The sequence below is a fragment of the Corallococcus llansteffanensis genome (assembly GCF_003612055.1).
Lineage (GTDB): Bacteria > Myxococcota > Myxococcia > Myxococcales > Myxococcaceae > Corallococcus > Corallococcus llansteffanensis.
In genome coordinates this window covers 1-17,503 of sequence record NZ_RAWB01000158.1, presented here as the reverse complement: position 1 = coordinate 17,503, position 17,503 = coordinate 1, and the positions used below count along the sequence as shown (strand labels likewise).

The 17,503-nt window shown below is 73.1% G+C and carries 2 protein-coding genes; both read right to left on the bottom strand.

The genetic code is table 11. The annotated features are described in order from the left end of the window. Positions 1–16,917 (bottom strand): non-ribosomal peptide synthetase/type I polyketide synthase (locus tag D7V93_RS16850; RefSeq protein WP_120644392.1); only part of this gene is annotated, 16,917 nt, incomplete at its 3' end. A 101-nt stretch (positions 16,918–17,018) separates the two neighbouring features. Continuing rightward, positions 17,019–17,503 (bottom strand): outer membrane beta-barrel protein (locus D7V93_RS16845; protein WP_147451201.1); only part of this gene is annotated, 485 nt, incomplete at its 5' end.

Here is a 17,503-nt window from a genome sequence, read left to right as displayed (position 1 = left end):
GGCAGGGCGGGTGTTCCAGTCCACCAAGACCTGGTGCCGCTCCGCCCGCGACAGGAGCGACAGCGTGGACAGGCGCTGCTCGGGGTGCGCGACCGCGTCCTTCAGGAGCGCGTGCAGGTGCGCCACGAGCCGCTCCGCGGTGGCCGCTTCGTACAGGTCGGTGCGGTACTCCAGTGCTCCGCGAAGGCCTTGCGGCGTCTCGCTCAGCGTGAAGGTGAAGTCGAACTTCGCGGTGCCGCTGTCCAGCTCCAGGAGCTTCATCTGGAGGCCCGGCACGGTGAGCTCCGCCGAGGGCGTGTTGAGCATCACCAGCGCCACCTGGAAGAAGGGCGTGCGCTCCGGCATGCGCGGAGGCTGGAGGGCCTCCACCAGCTTCTCGAAGGGCACGTCCTGGTGCGCGAACGCGCCCAGCGTGACGTCCTTCACCCGGCCGAGCAGCTCGCGGAAGGTGGGGTCGCCCTCCAGCCGCGTGCGCATCACCAGCGTGTTGACGAAGAAGCCGACCAGCTCCTCCATCTCCGCCTGGGTGCGGCCCGCGACGGGCGCTCCCACGCAGATGTCATCCTGGCCCGAGTAGCGCGCGAGCAGCGCCTGCAGGCCCGCGAGCAGGCCCATGAACAACGTGGCGCCTTCGCGCTGGCAGAGCGTGCGCAGCGACTGCACCAGCTCACGCGGCAGCTCCACCTCCAGCCAGGTGCCGGGGCTCTGGGTGTCCGCCGTGCGCGGGTGGTCCGTGGGGAAGTCCAGCGCGGGCGGAGCGTCCTCGAGCTGCTTGCGCCAGTAGTCGACCTGGGCCTCCAGCACGTCGCCGCGCAGCCACTCGCGCTGCCACGCCGAGTAGTCCGCGTACTGGATGGGCAGCTCCGGCAGCGGCGAGGGCCGGCCCGCGAGCCGCGCCTCGTACAGCGCGACCATCTCGTGGATGAGCACGGCGATGGACCAGCCGTCCGAGATGATGTGGTGCATCGTTACGAGCAGCAGGTGCTCGCGCTCCGACAGCCGCAGCAGGCGCGTGCGCAGCAGCGGCCCCCGGGACAGGTCGAAGGGCTGACGCGCTTCCTCGCGCGCCCGGTGTCCCGCCTCGTCCTCGCGTTCGGCGAGCGGCAAGTGCTCCAGCGATTCAACGGGCAGCGGCCAGGGCGCGGGGGGCGCGAAGACCTGCACGGCGGCGCCGTCGAGCACCTGGAACGTGGTGCGCAGCACCTGATGCCGGCGCACCAGCTCCGTGAAGGCGTCGGTGAGCGCGGCGACGTCCAGCGCGCCCTCCAGGCTCAGCGCCGCGGGCATGTTGTAGAGCGCGCTTCCCGGTTGGTACTGATCCAGGAACCACAGCCGCTGCTGCGCGAAGGACAGCTCCGCGGACGTGACGCCGGGCCGCGCGGTGATGGCGGGAGGCCGGGGCGCGCGGTCCGCTTCGGGCACGCGGCCCTCGATGCGGCGGGCGAGCGCCTCCACCGTGGGAGCGTCGAACACCTCGCGCAGCCGCACCTCCACGCCCAGGCCGGTGCGCAGGCGCGACGTCACCTGCGTGGCCAGCAGCGAGTGGCCGCCCAGGTCGAAGAAGCTGTCGGTGACGCCGACATGCGGCAGCCCCAGCACCTGCGCGAACACCTCCGCCAGCGTCTCCTCCAACTTCGTGCGCGGGGTGATGAGGGGCGCGGCTCCTCGCAGGCTGTCCACGTCCGGCGCGGGCAGCAGGCGCCGCACCAGCTTGCCCGTGGGCATCACCGGCAGCGCGTCCAGCCGCATCAGCGCCGTGGGCAGCATGTACTCCGGCAGGCGTCGGCCCAGGGCCTGACGCAGGGCCTCCGGCTCCCACGCGGTGTCCGGCTGGAGCACCACGTAGCCCACGAGCCGCTTGTCGCCCGGGACGTCCTCGCGCACGAGCGCCGCCGCGGCGCGCACGCCCGGGATGTCGCGCAGGGCCGCTTCCACCTCTCCCAGCTCGATGCGGAAGCCGCGCACCTTCACCTGGCCGTCGAGCCGTCCGAAGAACTCGATGGCGCCGTCCGCGCGCCAGCGGGCGCGGTCTCCGGTGCGGTACACGCGGGCACCGGGCTCGCCGGACAGCGCGTCGGGGACGAACTTCTCCGCCGTGAGCTCCGGCCGCGCGTGGTAGCCGAGCGCCACCTGGCCGCCACCGACGAGCACCTCGCCGGGCACCCCGACGGGGCAGGGGCGACCCTTCGGGTCCACGATGAACAGCCGCGTGTTGGGCACGGGCATGCCCACCGGGGGCAGGCGCTCCCAGGTGTGCGGGGCGCCGCGCAGGCGGTAGGCGCTGACGACGTGTGCCTCGGACGGGCCGTACTGGTTCTCCAGGATGCTCGCGGGCAGCCGCTCGAAGAGGGCCACGAGCGCGGGCGTCACCTGAAGCTGCTCACCGGCCGTCACCACCTCCACCAGCCGCTCCGGCACGGGCGAGCCGTGGGCCACCGCGTCCGCCATCGTCTGGAGCGCGATGAACGGGAGGAACAGCCGCTCCACGCCATGGCGGGCCATGAAGTGGAGGAGCGCGGGCATGTCCTGGCGCACCTCGGACGTGGGCACCACGACGGAGGAGCCCACGGACCAGGACGTGAACATCTCCTGATACGAGATGTCGAAGTTCAGCGACGCGAACTGCAACGTGATGGCGTCCGCCTTGGGCGAGCGCTGGCGCGTCCACGCGACGACCCAGGACAACGTGCGGTGCGCCACCGCGATGCCCTTGGGACGGCCCGTGCTGCCGGACGTGTAGATGATGTAGCAGAGCGAATCCGGCCACACCGCGCGCGGCGGTGCGTGGGGCGGCAGGGCCGCGAAGGTCGCCGCTTCCGTGTCCACGCACACCACGCGCGCGTCCGTCGGCGGGAGCAGCGCGACGAGCCGGGCCTGCGTGAGCACGACGTTCGCTCCCGCGTCCTCCAGCATGAACGCCAGGCGTTCGGCGGGGTAGGCCGGATCCATGGGGACGAAGGCCGCGCCGGACTTGAGGACGCCCAGCACGCTCACCACCATCTCCAGCGAGCGCTCCAGGCAGAGCGCGAGCCGGTCTCCGGGGCGCACGCCGCTGTTCAGCAGGTGCCGCGCGAGCTGGTTCGAGCGCCGGTCCAGCTCCGCGTACGTGAGGGTCTCCCCCTCGAAGAGGGCCGCGACCGCGTCGGGCGTGCGACGGGCCTGGGCCTCGAAGGACTCGTGCACCAGCGGTTCGGGCGGGCCCTCGAACGGGGTGGTGCTCCAGTCCACGAGGACGCGCTGGCGCTCGGCGTCGGTGAGCAGGTCGAGCTCGGACAGGCGGCGGTCGGGGTGCGCGACCGCGTCCTCCAGGAGCACGCGCAGGTGCTCCATCATCCGCGTGGCGGTGGAGGCCTCGAAGAGGTCGCTGCGGTACTCGAAGGCGGCGTGGAGCCCGCGCGGCGTCTCGGTGAAGACGAGGGTGAAGTCGAACTTGGACGTGCCGCTGTCCACGTCCACCGGGCGGAAGGTGAGGCCCGGGCCGGTCAGCTCCGCCGACGGTGTGTTGAGCAGCACCAGCGTCACCTGGAAGAAGGGCGTGTGGCCCGCCTGTCGGGGCGGCTGGAGTGCTTCCACCAGCTTCTCGAAGGGCACGTCCTGGTGCGCGTAGGCGCCCAGCGTGACGGCCTTCACCCGGCGCAGCAGCTCCAGGAAGGTGGGGTCGCCGTCGAGCTGCGTGCGCAGCACCATTGTGTTGACGAAGAAGCCGATGAGGCCTTCGGTCTGCGGCTGGTTGCGGCCGGCGATGGGCGCGCCCACGCAGATGTCGTCCTGGCCCGTGTAGCGGGACAGCAGCGCCTGGAGGCCCGCGAGCAGGCCCATGAAGAGGGTGCCCTTCTCACTGCGGCACAGCGCGCGCAGGCCCTGCATCAGGGCGTGCGGGAACACCACCCGGTGCGTGGCGCCGGGGTTGCTGGTGTCCGCGGTGCGCGGATGGTCGGTGAGCAGCTCCAGCGCGGGCGGCGCGCCGTCCAGTTGCTTGCGCCAGTACGCGAGCTGCTTGTCCAGCAGCGCGCCCTGGAGCCAGTCGCGCTGCCACACGGCGTAGTCGGCGTACTGGATGGGCAGCTCCGGCAGCGGCGAGGGCCGGCCGGAGGTGAAGGCTTCATAGAGGGTGACGGCTTCGCGGATGAGCACGCCGATGGACCAGCCGTCGGAGACGATGTGGTGCATCGTGACGAGCAGCAGGTGTTCGCACTCGGCGAGGCGAAGGAGGCGCGTGCGCAGGAGCGGTCCGCGCGACAGGTCGAACGGGGCGCGGGCTTCTTCACGGGCGCGGAGGAGGGCTTCGGCTTCGCCCTCCGCGCCGGGCCAGTCGCGCAGGTCCTCGACTTCGAGCGTGGAGGCCGCGGTGGGGGCGATGACCTGGATGGGTTCGCCGTCGCGGACCTCGAAGGCGGTGTGCAGGGCTTCGTGGCGGTGCATCACCTCCGCGAAGGCGCGGCCGAGCGCGGACACGTCCAGCGTGCCCACCAGGCGCATCGCGGACGGGATGTTGTAGAGCGCGCTGCCGGGTTCGTACTGGTCCAGGAACCACAGCCGCTGCTGCGCGAACGACAACGGCAGGAGCCCCGTGCGCGGCACGCGCTGGATGGCCTGGGTGCCGGAGGAAGCTGCTGCGGGACGGGCAGTGGCGCCCGGCGGCGTGGATGCTCCCGGGAGCGTCGAGGCACCGGGCAGTGCTGCGACGCGGGTAGCGGCGCCCGCCAGCGTCGACGTGCGCGCAGAAACACCGGGCAGCGTCGAGGCGGAGGAACCCGGCAGTGTGGTGACGTGGGCAGCGGCGCCCGCGTGTGCCGAGGTGGCGGCGGAGGCACCCGGCAGTGTGGTGCCGTGGGCAGCGCCTCCTGGCAGCGTCGCAATGCGCACAGGGACACCGGGCTGTGTCGCGGAAGTCGTTGTGTTGGCCTCCGATGCGATTCCCGGTCGAGCCGTCGCGCCCGGAAGCGGTGCCGAGGGCCGATGCGGCGCACGCCGCGTGGGCGTGATCAGCTCCACTTCACCGTCCGCGCGATAGCGGGCCTGCGTGCCGGTGCCGTACAGCCGTGCGCCCGTTCCTTCCGGCGAAGCCGGCAGACGCGCGTGGGTCAGCTCCGGCGCCTTCCAGAAGCCGAGCGGTACGGCATCCCCACCCAGGAACAACTCACCCACCACGCCCACCGGCGCACGGCGGCCGGAGGCATCCAGCACGAAGCGGGCTCCTGAAACCTCGCCTGCGCCGGGCAGCAGCGACACGGGCGACACGACCCTTGCGGAGGTGGCGCGCTGGAGCGCTCGGGCGAGGTCGGGCGACAGGCCCTCCGCGTCGTCCAGCACCAGCGTGCGCACCGGACCCAGCACGCTCACCGCATCCGGAAGCTCCGCGAGTGTCCGCGCGAGCGCGAAGGACCCACGCAGGTGGACCGGCGGGCTCGTGCGCAGCAGCCGCGCGAGCATCCCGGCGCTGTCGACCTCGACGGGCGTGGAGTCCGTGCGGGGCGCGGTGTGCTCCTGGCTCTGTCGCCGCAGCACGTCCAGGTGCCGCAGGCCCTCCAGGGTGATGTCCGGGGCGATGCCGAAGTCGATGAGGCACGCCACCTCGTCCACGTCGGCCTGGCGCAGTTGCTCCACGCGGGCCGCGAGCGAATCCGGCGTGCCGAACAGGCCGCCCGACTCCAGGTAGCGCGACACGCCCTGCTCCAGCAGGACGTCCAGGTCCTGGGGCGTGAGCGAGCGCACGTCGAAGCCCGGGCCCTGGCTGGCGACGAGCCCGTTGACCAGCTCCACGGAGCTGCGGAAGTAGCGCAGCAGCGGCTCACGCGCCTGTCGCTTCACGTCCTCGCGGCTGGAGGAGACGAAGGTATGGAGCATGAGCACGACGTGGCCACGGCCGGGGTGGCCCGCCTTGCGCCGGGCCTCGCGGTAGATGGCGACCTTGCGCTCCAGCTCCACGAAGTCCTGGCCCAGGCCCAGCACGTTGGTGAGCAGGCCCGCGCCCAGCTCGCCCGCGAGCCGGAAGGTCTCCGGGTTGAAGGCGGCGGTGATCCACAGGGGCAGCTCCGCCTGCACGGGCCTCGGGCGGATGGCGACGTCCACCTCCACGCCCGCGCCGTTGGTGCGGCGCACCGTGCCGCCGCGCCACAGCGTGCGCACCTCCTCCACGCCGCGCCGAACGGCTTCTGGACGCTGGTGGAAGTTCCCCGGTGCGAAGACGAAGTCGTTCGCGTTCCACCCCGTGGCGAAGGACACGCCTGCGCGGCCGTTGGAGAGGTTGTCGATGACGGACCACTCCTCCGCGACGCGCAGCGGATCATGCAGCGGGAGCACGACGCTGCCCGCGCGGATGGACACCCGCTCGGTGACCATGGCCAGCGCGGCGCTGGTGGCGGTGGGGCTGGGGTAGGGGCCGCCGAAGTCGTGGAAGTGGCGCTCGGGCGTCCAGATGGCGCTGAAGCCGTGGGCGTCCGCGAACTTCGCGCCGTCGATAAGCAGTTGGTACTTCTTCCGCCCCGAGCCCTCCGCGTCCGTCGCGAAGTAGAAGAGGCTGAAGTCCAGGGACCGCTTCGCGGCGGTGCCTCCCCGGCGCGGTTTCTCTCGAAGCGAGGCGCGCGTCGGCAGCACCACCAGGAGTCCCCGGGCCAGGGCCCAGAGCGTCTCCAGGTCCGCCGGGTCGGAGGCCGCGTCCGCGGTGCTCAACCACAGCTCCCCGGCCCGAGCCTCCATCCGCGCATCCAGCGCGGCGAGGCGGTGGACGAGGTTGCGGTGGCTCAACATCACGCGGGGCCGGGAGGCGTCGGTGCCTTCCCGTGCAAGGCACGCGAGGCCGTCCACGTCCACGCTCGGAACCGGGAGCGAGCCGGAGGCCGCGCCCGCCTCCATGAAGGAACCCGTGCCATCCAGCCGGAGCGCGGGCGACGACACCCCGGACGGAAGGGGAAGCGCCTCGGTGGTGATGAGCAGCGGCGGGGTGCCATCGCGCCCCAGCGACGACAGCTCACCGAGCCCTTCATGCGACACCAATGCATACGCGCCCCCGGTCGCCAGCACGCCCCAGAGCGCGATGGCGCGCTCGGCGGAAGGCTCCAGGCACACGGCGACGGGAACGCCGGGCCCCACGCCGCGCGCGCGCAGGTGCACCGCGAGCGCTTGCGCCTTCTCCCGCAGCGTCCGCCACGTCAGGGCCTCATCGTCCTGACGCAGGGCCACCGCCTCCGGCGTCTGCTCCGCGCGAGCCATCAGCAGGGCGGGCAGCGACGCGGCTTCAGCGACCCGGGGCTCGGGGCTGTGTGCGCGCACCGGCGCCACGTCCAACGACAGCCGCGACAGCGGCTTCTGGGGCGAGGCGACGGCGTCGGAGAGCAGCGCCTCCAGTTGGGACAGCAGCCGTGCGACGGTGGCCGCGTCGAACAGGTCGACCGCGTACTCCAGCGTCCCAGAGAAGCCCCGGTCATCCTCCCGCATCAGCAGCGTGAGATCCGCGAGCGACGTGCCGTACTGCGCGGGCAGGTCGGTGACGTCGTAGTAGCCCAGCCGCAGGCCGGGGAACTCCACGATGGGCGCCGACACCCCCTGCGCGTGCAGGAGGAAGATGGCGTCGAACAGGCGGCCCAGCCGGGCCTCCTCCCCGGGCTCCAGCTCGCCCAGGAGCTGCTCGTAGGGCACGTCCGGATTCGCGAACGCGGCGAGCGTCGTGTCGCGCACGCGCAGCGCGAGCGTGCGGAAGTCCGGGTCGCCCTCCACGTTCGTGCGCAGGGCCAGCGCGTGCGCCACGTAGCCGATCTGCGCCTCCAGCTCCGGCCGCGTCCGGTTGCCGATGGACGTGCCCACGACGATGTCCTCCTGTCCCGAGCACCGGGCCAGGAGCGCCGTGAAGCCGGCGAGCAGCGTCATGTACGCGGTGAGCCCTTCCCGCTGACTGAAAGCATTCAGCGCGACGCCCAGCTCGGACGCGAAGGCGAACGAGTGCCGCGCCCCGCGCCGACGGGCACCGGGGACGCGAGGCCTGTCCAGGGGCAGGGACAGCGCACCCGGACGCGCGGCGAGCTGCTGCCGCCAGTAAGCCTGCTGGGCCGCGAGCGTGCCGTCGGCGAGCGCCTGCCGCTGCCAGAGCGCGAAGTCGAGGTACTGGATGGACAGCTCCGGCAGGGGCACGGACACGCCGTGCACGAAGCCGGTGTAGAGGGCCATCGCCTCGCGGATGAGGTTCACCAGGGACAGCGTGTCCGCGACGATGTGGTGGATGGTCACGAGCAGCACGTGCTCGGTGTCCGTGAGCCGCAGCAGGCGCACGCGCACGAGCGGGCCACGGTCGAGCGCGAACGGCTCCGCGGGCTCGAGGCGCGCGAGCCTCAGGGCCTCCGCGTCGCGGTCCCCGGTGAAGGCGCGCAGGTCCACCACGGGCAGCGACACGCGCACCTCGGGCAGGAGGCGCGGCACGCCCTGGCCGTCCTCCTGGACGAAGACGGTGCGCAGCGATTCGTGGCGGCGGATGACCTCGTTGACGCCTCGCTCCAGCAGGTCCGGGCGCAGCGCGCCGGAGATGCGGACCGCGAGCGGCTCGTTGAACAGCGAGCTGCCCGGCTCTTTCGCCTCCATCTCCCAGACGCGCTCCTGCACGTACGACAGCGGCAGCACGCCCGTGCGGGGCCAGGGCTGGATCGCCGCCTCCGGGGCCTCGCCTCCACCGAAGAGGCCCTCCTCCTGGAGCCGGGCCTCGATGCGCTCGGCGAGACCCGCGATGGTCGGGGCCTCGAACAGGTCGCTCAGGGGCACCTGGGTGCGGAACGTCTCGCGCAGCCGCGTGAGGAGCTGCGCGGCCATGAGCGAGTTGCCGCCCAGGTCGAGGAAGTTGTCATCCGGCCCGATGTCCGCGATGCCCAGCCGTTCGCGCCACAGCTCCGTCAGCCGCTGCTCGATGTCGCTCAGGCCGGAAGGCACGGGCGCGGTGGCGCTCGGCGCCACGCGCTCCACCGGCGTGGACGGCGTGGCCACGTGCGTGACCTCCGGCAGCGGCAGCGCGGGCTGGACGTCCAACGTGATGCGCGTGGTCTCGAACGGGTAGCCGGGCAGCGAGATGCGACGGCGGGGACCGTGGGCGTGCAGGACTTCCCAGTCCACGCTCGCGCCCAGGCGCCACAGCGTGCCCACGGACTCCAGCAGCGTCTGGAGGTCGGAGGTGGACGTGCCCGCGCGGCGCAGCGAGGCCACGGCCACGGTGTCCGGCGTCGTGCGCAGCCGCAGTCGGGCCAGCGCGGTGAGGCCCTGATCCGGGCCGGCTTCGATGAGCAGGCCGTGCCCCGATTGCAGCAGGGTGTCCAGGCCGGCGGCGAAGCGCACCGGCTCGCGCATCTGCCGCGCCCAGTAGCGCGGCGAGGTGGCCTCTTCCGGACGGATCCACGTGCCGGTGAGGCTGGACACGTAGGGCAGGGCAGGGGCCTTCAGCGGGATGCCCGCGACGGCCTGCTCCAGCTCGGGCACCAGCGGCTCCACGGCGCGCGAATGGAACGCATACGAGGCGGCGAGGCGCACCACGCCCACGCGCCGCCCCACGAGCGTGCGCTCCAGCGCGGCCAGCGGCTCCAGCGGTCCGGACACCGTGCAGCGGTCCGCGCCGTTGAGGGCGGCCACCTCCAGCGTGTCGGGCAGCAGCGGGCCCACGTCCTCCGCGGAGAGCCCCACCGCGAGCATTCCACCCGGCGGCAGCCGCGACATCAGCTCGCCGCGCACCACGGCGAGGCGCAGCGCGTCCTCCCGCGACAGCACCCCGGCGATGCACGCCGCCGCGTACTCACCGAAGCTGTGACCCAGCAGCGCGGTGGGCTTGAACCCCAGCCCCATCCACCACCGCGCCAGCGCCAGCTCCACGGACAGCAGCGCGGGCAGCGCGAAGCGGGGCTCGGCGAGGGCCGCCTCCGCGGAGGCCTCCGCTCCGGACGCGGGGAACAGCACGGGGCGCAGGTCCCGCGTCATCCCCACGGACGGCAGCAGCGCGAGGCACGCCTCCAGCTCCTGCTGGAAGCGGGGCTCGGCGTCGAACAGCTCGCGGGCCATGCCCACGGCCTGGGCTCCCTGACCCGGGAAGAGGAAGGCCACCCGGTGCGCGGGCGGGGCATCCAGGTCGCGCACGGTGGAGGTCGGGCCCGGCTTGCGCAGCGCCTCCACGAGTCCGGTGATGTCCTCCGCCACCACGGTGCGACGCGCCTCGAAGGCCTTGCGGCCCGCGTTGCGCGTGAAGGCCACGTCCGCGAGGTCCACGTCCGCGCGGGCCTCCACCGCGTCGGCCAGCTCACGCGTCACCGTCTCCAGCGCGGCGGGCGTGCGGGCGGACAGCGTGACGAGCTGCCGCGAGCGGCGGGCACCGGGAACAGGCTCGCGCGAAGGGGCCTCCTCCAGCACGACGTGCGCGTTGGTGCCACCGATGCCGAACGAGCTGACGGCGGCGCGGCGCGGCCCGCCGGTGCGCTCCCAGGGGCGCAGGGTGGTGTTCACGAAGAAGGGGCTGCGCGCGAAGTCGATCTCCGGGTTGGGCTGCTCGAAGTGGAGGCTGGGCGGCACCTCTGCGTGGTGCAGCGCGAGCGCGGCCTTGATGAGGCCGGCGATGCCCGCCGCGGTGTCCAGGTGCCCGATGTTCGTCTTCACCGAGCCCAGCGCGCAGAAGCCCGTGCGCTGCGTCTGCGCACGATACGCCCGGGTGAGGGCCGCGACCTCGATGGGGTCGCCCAGCGAGGTGCCGGTGCCGTGCGCCTCCACGTACTCCACGCTGTCCGCGTCCACGCTCGCCGCCGCGAGCGCGCGGGCAATCACTTCACTCTGCCCGTGGATGCTGGGCGCGGTGTAGCTGACCTTCGCCGCCGCGTCGTTGTTGAGCGCGGAGCCCTTGATGACCGCGTACACACGGTCCCCGTCACGCACGGCGTCCGCGAGCCGCTTGAGCACCACCACGCCCAGGCCGCTGCCCAGCACGGTGCCCCGGGCCTTCGCGTCGAACGCGCGGCAGTGGCCGTCCGGCGAGAGGATCATCCCCTCCTGGAAGAGGTAGCCCGTGCGCTGGGGCAGGGACACCTTCACCGCGCCCGCCAGCGCCAGGTCGGACTGCCCGGTGCGCAGGCTCTGGCAGGCCAGGTGCACCGTGACGAGTCCGGTGGAGCAGGCGGTGTAGACGTTGAGGCTCTCGCCGCCGAGCTTCAGCTTGTAGGCCGTCTTGGTGGCGACGTTCTCGCCGGTGGTCGTCCCCAGCGCCTCGAACAGCGAGGCCGGGTCCTTGCGCGTCTGGCCCAGCAACGACAACAGGTGCACGCCGGAGCTGCCCGCGCCCGCGTACAGCGAGACGGGGGCGGCGATGCGCTCCGCGTCGTAGCCCGCGTCCTCCAGGGCGTTCCACGCGCACTGGAGGAACAGGCGCTGCTGCGGATCCATCCACCGCGCTTCGCGCGGGGACAGGCCGAAGAAGGCCGCATCGAAGCCGTCCGCCTCCTCCAGCACGCCGCCGGCCGGCACGAAGTCGGGATGGTCGCGCAGCGCGTCCGGGAACAGCGGCGACGGCTCCAGCTCGTCCTTCGAGAAGCGGGTGATGGACTCCACGCCCTCGCGCAGGTTCCGCCAGAAGGCGTGCACATCCGGAGCACCGGGGAAGCGGCCGGCCATGCCGATGATGGCGATGTCGCCGGAGGCGTTCCCAGCCGCTTCACGCGGCGCTTCCGCTCGGGGCGTGGGACGGGGCGCGGGGACTTCGCGCTCCAGCCTCGCGGCGAGCCTTGCGACCGTCGGGTGCTCGAAGAGGTGGGTGACGGGGACGTCCTGGCCCAGGGCCTCGCGCAGTTGGGTGCTGGCCTTCACCACCAGGAGCGAGCCTCCGCCCAGGTCCTCGAAGAAGTGCGCGTGCAGACCCACGCGCGGCACGTCGAGCACGCGCGCCCAGACCTCGGCGATGCGCTGCTCCAGCGCGGTGCCAGGCGCGGCGAACGGCGCGTCCGACGCGGGCCGCTGGGCTTCAGGCGCGGGCAGGGCGGTGCGGTCGAGCTTGCCGCCCGGGGTGAGGGGCAGCGCGTCCAGTCGCACGAAGGTGGCCGGGATGAAGGCGTCGGGCAGGTGCTCCTTGAGGAAGCGCCGCACGGCGGGGACCTCCAGGGATTCGTCCGCCACGAGCCAGGCCCCAAGCCGCGTCTCTCCCGCGACCTCGCGCGGGAGCACCACGGCCTGACGCACGCCGGGGACCTGGGCCAGCGCCGCTTCGACTTCGCCCAATTCGACGCGGATGCCGTGCACCTTCACCTGGGCATCGCGGCGGCCCAGGAACTCCAGCCGTCCGTCGGACAGCGTGCGCACGCGGTCGCCCGTGCGGTACAGGCGCGCGCCGGGTTCGGGGGAGAACGGGTCGGGCACGAAGCGCTCGGCGGTGAGCGCGGGGCGCTCCAGGTAGCCGCGCGCCACGCCAGCGCCGCCCACGTACAGCTCGCCGGGCACGCCCACGGGCACGGGCTCACCGCGCTCATCGAGCACCGCCACGCGAGCGCCCGGGATGGCGCGGCCGATGGACGGACGTGCGGGGTCGACGTCCAGGTCCATCGTCGCGCAGACGGTGGTCTCGGTGGGACCGTAGGCATTGAGGAAGCGACGGCCCGGCTTCCAGCGCGCCGCCAGCTCCGGCGTGCACGCCTCGCCCACGGAGGCCACCACTTCCAGCAGGGGCAGCGCGGACGGCTCCATGGGCGCCAGCGACGTGGGCGTGGCGGTGAGGGTGGTGATGCGCTCGGAGGCGAGCACCTGCTGCAACGGCGGCCCCGGCAGCAGGGACTCCGGGGGCGCGAGCACCAGCGTCGCGCCGGACAGGAGCGTGGAGAAGACCTCGCTCACGGACGCATCGAAGCCGATGGACGCCAGCTGCAGCTGCCGGCTTCCCGGGCGCAGCCCCAGTGCGTCGCGCGTCGCGAGGGCCGTGTTGCACAGACCGTGGTGCGCCAGCAGCGTGCCCTTGGGCGTGCCGGTGGAACCGGAGGTGAAGATGACGTAGGCGAGGTGCGCGGGCGTGACGGCCGGCGCGGGCTCCAGCGGCAAGGCCGACCGCGCGTCCAGCGAAGCGCGCTCCGCGTCCAGGAGCATCAGCAGCTCACCCTGCGGGGCGAGTCGGTCCGCCAGGGCTTCGTCGCTCAGGAGCACGGGGACTCGCGCCTCGCGCAGCATCGCCTCCAGCCGCGCCGGGGGCTGGGCCGGATCCAGCGGGAGGAACGCACCGCCCGCCTTGAGGATCCCGAGCAAGGCCACGACCAGCTCCGGGGTGCGCTCCAGGTACACGCCCACCAGGTGTTCGGGTCGGAGCCCCGCCGTGATGAGGTGTCGCGCGAGCTGGTTGGCGCGGGCATCCAGCTGCGCGTACGTCAGCGTCGTCGCGCCCAGCGAGACGGCGATGGCCTCCGGCGTGGCCCGGGCCTGCGCCTCGAAGAGGCGGTGCGCCAGGTCGGGCGCGACGGCGGGTGCGGTGGGGCGCCACGACTCCAATACCTGCTCACGGCCCTCCGGGGTCAGCAGGGGCAGCGCGGAGAGGGCGTGTTCGGGGTGAGCCGTCGCGCCGGCCAGCAGCGAGTCCAGGTGCCCGAGCATCCGCGCGATGGTGTCCGCGTCGAAGAGGTCGGTGGCGTACTCGCACAGCAGCTCCAGCCCGTCGCCGGAGTCGGTGACGGAGAGCGTGAGGTCGAGCTTGGTGGCGCCCGTGTCTCCGAGCGTGCTGCTCAGGGTGAGGCCGGGCAGGTGCACCGGTCCGGACGCGGCGTCCTGGAGGACCAGCTTCACCTGGAAGAGGGGCGCGTGCGCGAGGCTGCGCTCCGGGTTGAGCCCGCGCACCATCGCGTCAAAGGGCAGGTCCTGGTGCGCCCATGCAGCGAGCGCCGCGCGGTGGCTCCGGTGCAACAGCTCCCGGAAGGACGGCGCGCCGGAGAGGTCGCCGCGCAGCGGGAGCTGGTTGACGAACAGGCCGACGATCCCCGCCGTCTCCGGCCGGGCGCGGTGCGCGGTGTCCACGCCCACCACCAGGTCCTCCTGGCCGGTGTAGCGGTGCAGCAGCACCTGGAAGCCCGCGAGCAGCGCCACGAACGGCGTCGTGCCCTCGCGCAGGGCCAGGGCCTTCACCCGCTCCCACGCGGCCTTCTCCAGCCGGTGGGTCCGCTGGGCGCCCCGGTACGACTGCACCCGGGGCCGGCGGCGATCACCCGGCAGGTCGAGCACGGGAGGCGCACCGGCCAGGTGCTCACGCCACCAGCCGAGCAGCGCCTCCTGGCGCTCACCGCGCAGCCACGCGCGCTGCCACGAAGCGTGGTCGGCGTACTGGAGGGGCAGCTCGGGCAGGGGGGGCGCGCGTCCGGTGGACAGCGCCGCGTAGGCCTCCGACAGCTCCCGCACCAGCACGCGCATGGACCAGCCATCCGCGACCAGGTGATGCACCGTGAGCAGCAGCCGGTGGCGCGACGGCTCCAGGCGCAGCAGGGTCACCCGGAGCAGCGGGCCCCGGGCAAGGTCGAAGGGCCGGCGGGCTTCTTCATGCGCGAGCTTCAGCGCCTCTGCTTCGCGCGTCTCGGCGGGAAGCGACGAGAGGTCCACGACGGGGAGCGACAGCACCAGGTCCGGAAGGATGCGCTGGCCGGGTTCACCGCGCGTCTCCACGAACACGGTGCGCAGGGACTCATGGCGCCGCACGAGGAGCTGGAGGCTCCGCTCCAGCGCGGTCACGTCGAGCGTGCCGTCCAGCCGTGACACGACGGGGACGTTGTAGAACGCGCTGCCCGGCTCCAGCCGATCCAGGAACCACAGGCGCTCCTGCGCGAAGGACAGCGGCATCGACTCCGTGCGCGGCACGCGGCTCAGCTCCGGACGCGAAGCCGCTCCCGCCGTCGCCTCGCGCACCAGCTCCGCCACACTCGCGCCTCGCAGCAGCGCCTCCATGGGCACGGGCATGCCCAGGGCCTGTTCCAGGGAATGCGCCAGCTCCACCGCCGCCAGCGAATCCAGCCCGTAGCGCGTCAGCGGTGCCTGGACATCCAGGTCCTCCACGCGGGCTCCCACGCGCGCGGCCACCCGCGCGAGCACGTGAGACGCCAGCTCCGAGGCAGACGTTTGCATGCCGGGCTGCTCCACCAGCGCGAGCACCTGCGACTCCAGCTCCGAAGCCGGAGCGCGGGTGTCGAACTCCTCCCCCCGAGCCCGCGCGCGCTCACGGGACTCCGAATCCACGGCGCGTGCCTCCAACTCAGGAGCGCGCCACGCATGCAGCTCGCGCAGCCCTCCCGCGAGGAACGCGGCGCGCGTGGCCCTTCGCTGCACCTTTCCGCTGGACGTCTTCGGCAGGCTCCCGGGCTCGATGAGCACCACCGCGTGCGGCATCACCTCGTGGGCCTCCGCCAGCCGTCGCCGGAGCGCTCCCAGCAGCGGCGCCGCGTCTCCGTCCCACTTGCGCGGATCCACCTCCTGCACCACGACGAGCCGCTCCTCGCCGTCCACCTCGACGCCGAACGCCACGCCGCACCCGGGCCGCAGCGCGGGGTGGCTCTCCTCCACCACGCTCTCCAGGTCCTGCGGATACAGGTTCCGGCCGCGCAGGATGATCAGGTCCTTGGCGCGCCCCGTGACGTACAGCTCCCCCGCGTCCAGGAACCCCAGGTCCCCGGTGCGCAGGAACGGTCCATCCCCCGCGGCGGTGTGCGCGCCAAAAACACGCGCGGACTCCTCCGGCTGCCGCCAGTACCCCTGCGCCACGCTGGGCCCCTTCACCCAGACCTCTCCCACCTCGCCCGGTGCGAGCACCCGCCCGGACTCCGCGTCCACGACGAGCAGGTGCTGATCCGGCAGCGTCGTGCCGCAGCCCACCAGCGTCCGGGACTGCCGCTCGGGCGCTTGGACCCGGCCCGTCTCCAGCGCGGCCGCGTCCACGTCGCGCAGCACGGGCGCGGCCTCCTTCGCGCCTCCAGAGACGATGAGCGTCGCCTCCGCCAGCCCGTAGCACGGGTAGAACGCCTCGCGGCGGAACCCCTGCGGCGCGAACGCCTCCGTGAAGCGCGCCAGCGTGTCCGGACGGATGGGCTCCGCGCCGCAGAACGCCACCTCCCAGCGGCTCAGGTCCAGGCCCTGCCGCTCGGCCGGCGGGATGCGCCGCACGCACAACTCGAACGCGAAGTTCGGCCCGCCGCTGATGGTGCCGCCAAAGCGGGTCAGCGCCTCCAGCCACGCACGCGGCCGCTTCAGGAACGACAGCGGCGACATCAACGCGGTGTGGAAGCCCTGCGCCAGCGGCACCAGCACGCCGCCGATGAGCCCCATGTCGTGGTAGGGCGGCAGCCAGATGACGCCCACGCTGTCGTCGCGCGTCTGGAACGCGCGGCGGATGGCGTCCAGGTTGTGCAGCAGGTTGCCGTGGCTGAGCATCACGCCCCGGGGAGTCCCCGTGCTGCCTGACGTGTACTGGAGGAACGCCAGCGTGTCGGCCTTCACGTCTGGCCGCTTCCACGCCGCCTCACCCCCCGGCGCCACCGCGTCCGTCGCCACCCACTTGAGCGCGCGCAGCTCCGGCGCGTCCGTGAAGAGGAACTCCGCCATCGACAGGATGACGGACGTGGTGAGCACCACCGTGGCCCCCGAGTCCGCGATGAGCGCGCGCAGGCGGGGCAGGGTGCGCTCCAGCCGCGACGGGTCTGGCGGATACGCCGGCACCGCCACCAGCCCCGAGCACACACACCCGAAGAAGCCCGCCAGGTAGTCCGCGCCCGGCGGGTAGAGCAGGACCGCCCGCTCCCCCTCGGATGCGAGCGCCTGGAGCGCGGCGGCGATGCGGTGCGCGTGCGTGGCGAGCTCACCGCGGGTGAGCGTCACCTCCGCGTCGTCCTCCAGGAACGTGTAGAGCCGCTGGTCCGGACGACGCGTGCTTCGCTCTTCGAGGAGATCGATCAGGGTGACGGGCATGGGGAGCGGAGACGCGGGCGCATCGGGGGAGCCCGCACCTGCGCCAACGATACCTCAAGACCTCTCCGCCCCCGCGAGCCCGCCCTCCGTCCAGGCGCCGCTCAGTAGCTGCCGCCAATCTGGAGCACGCCCTGGTAGCGACCGTCCCCGGCCCCCGGGTCCTGCGCGCGAGCGAAGTCCTGACCGAAGAGGAAGCTGTAGCTGCCGCGCACCTCGGCCGTGAGGTGGGGGTTGAGCTGGTAGCGCAGCCCTGCCCCTACAGGCGCGTAGCCTCCCGTATCGTCGAAGAACTGGAAGAACATTCCCGAGCGCACCGAGTAGCGCTCGACCCCGATGCCCGCCAGCACGTAGGGCTGGAGCCGCAGCGAGGAGAGGCCCAGCGTGACCGCTGCCTGCGCGCCGTTGCGCACGATGTCCGGGTTTCCGAGGGACTGACTCTCGGAGACGGCGAGGCTGCTGGTGCCACCGCTGTAGGCCGCCTCCACGCCCAGGTAGTCGTTGGGCCGGTAGCCGACGATGACACCGTAGGAGGGCCCCGGATCCAGGTTGGGTGCGAGCTTGCCCGTGTACCCCTCCACCCCCCGGC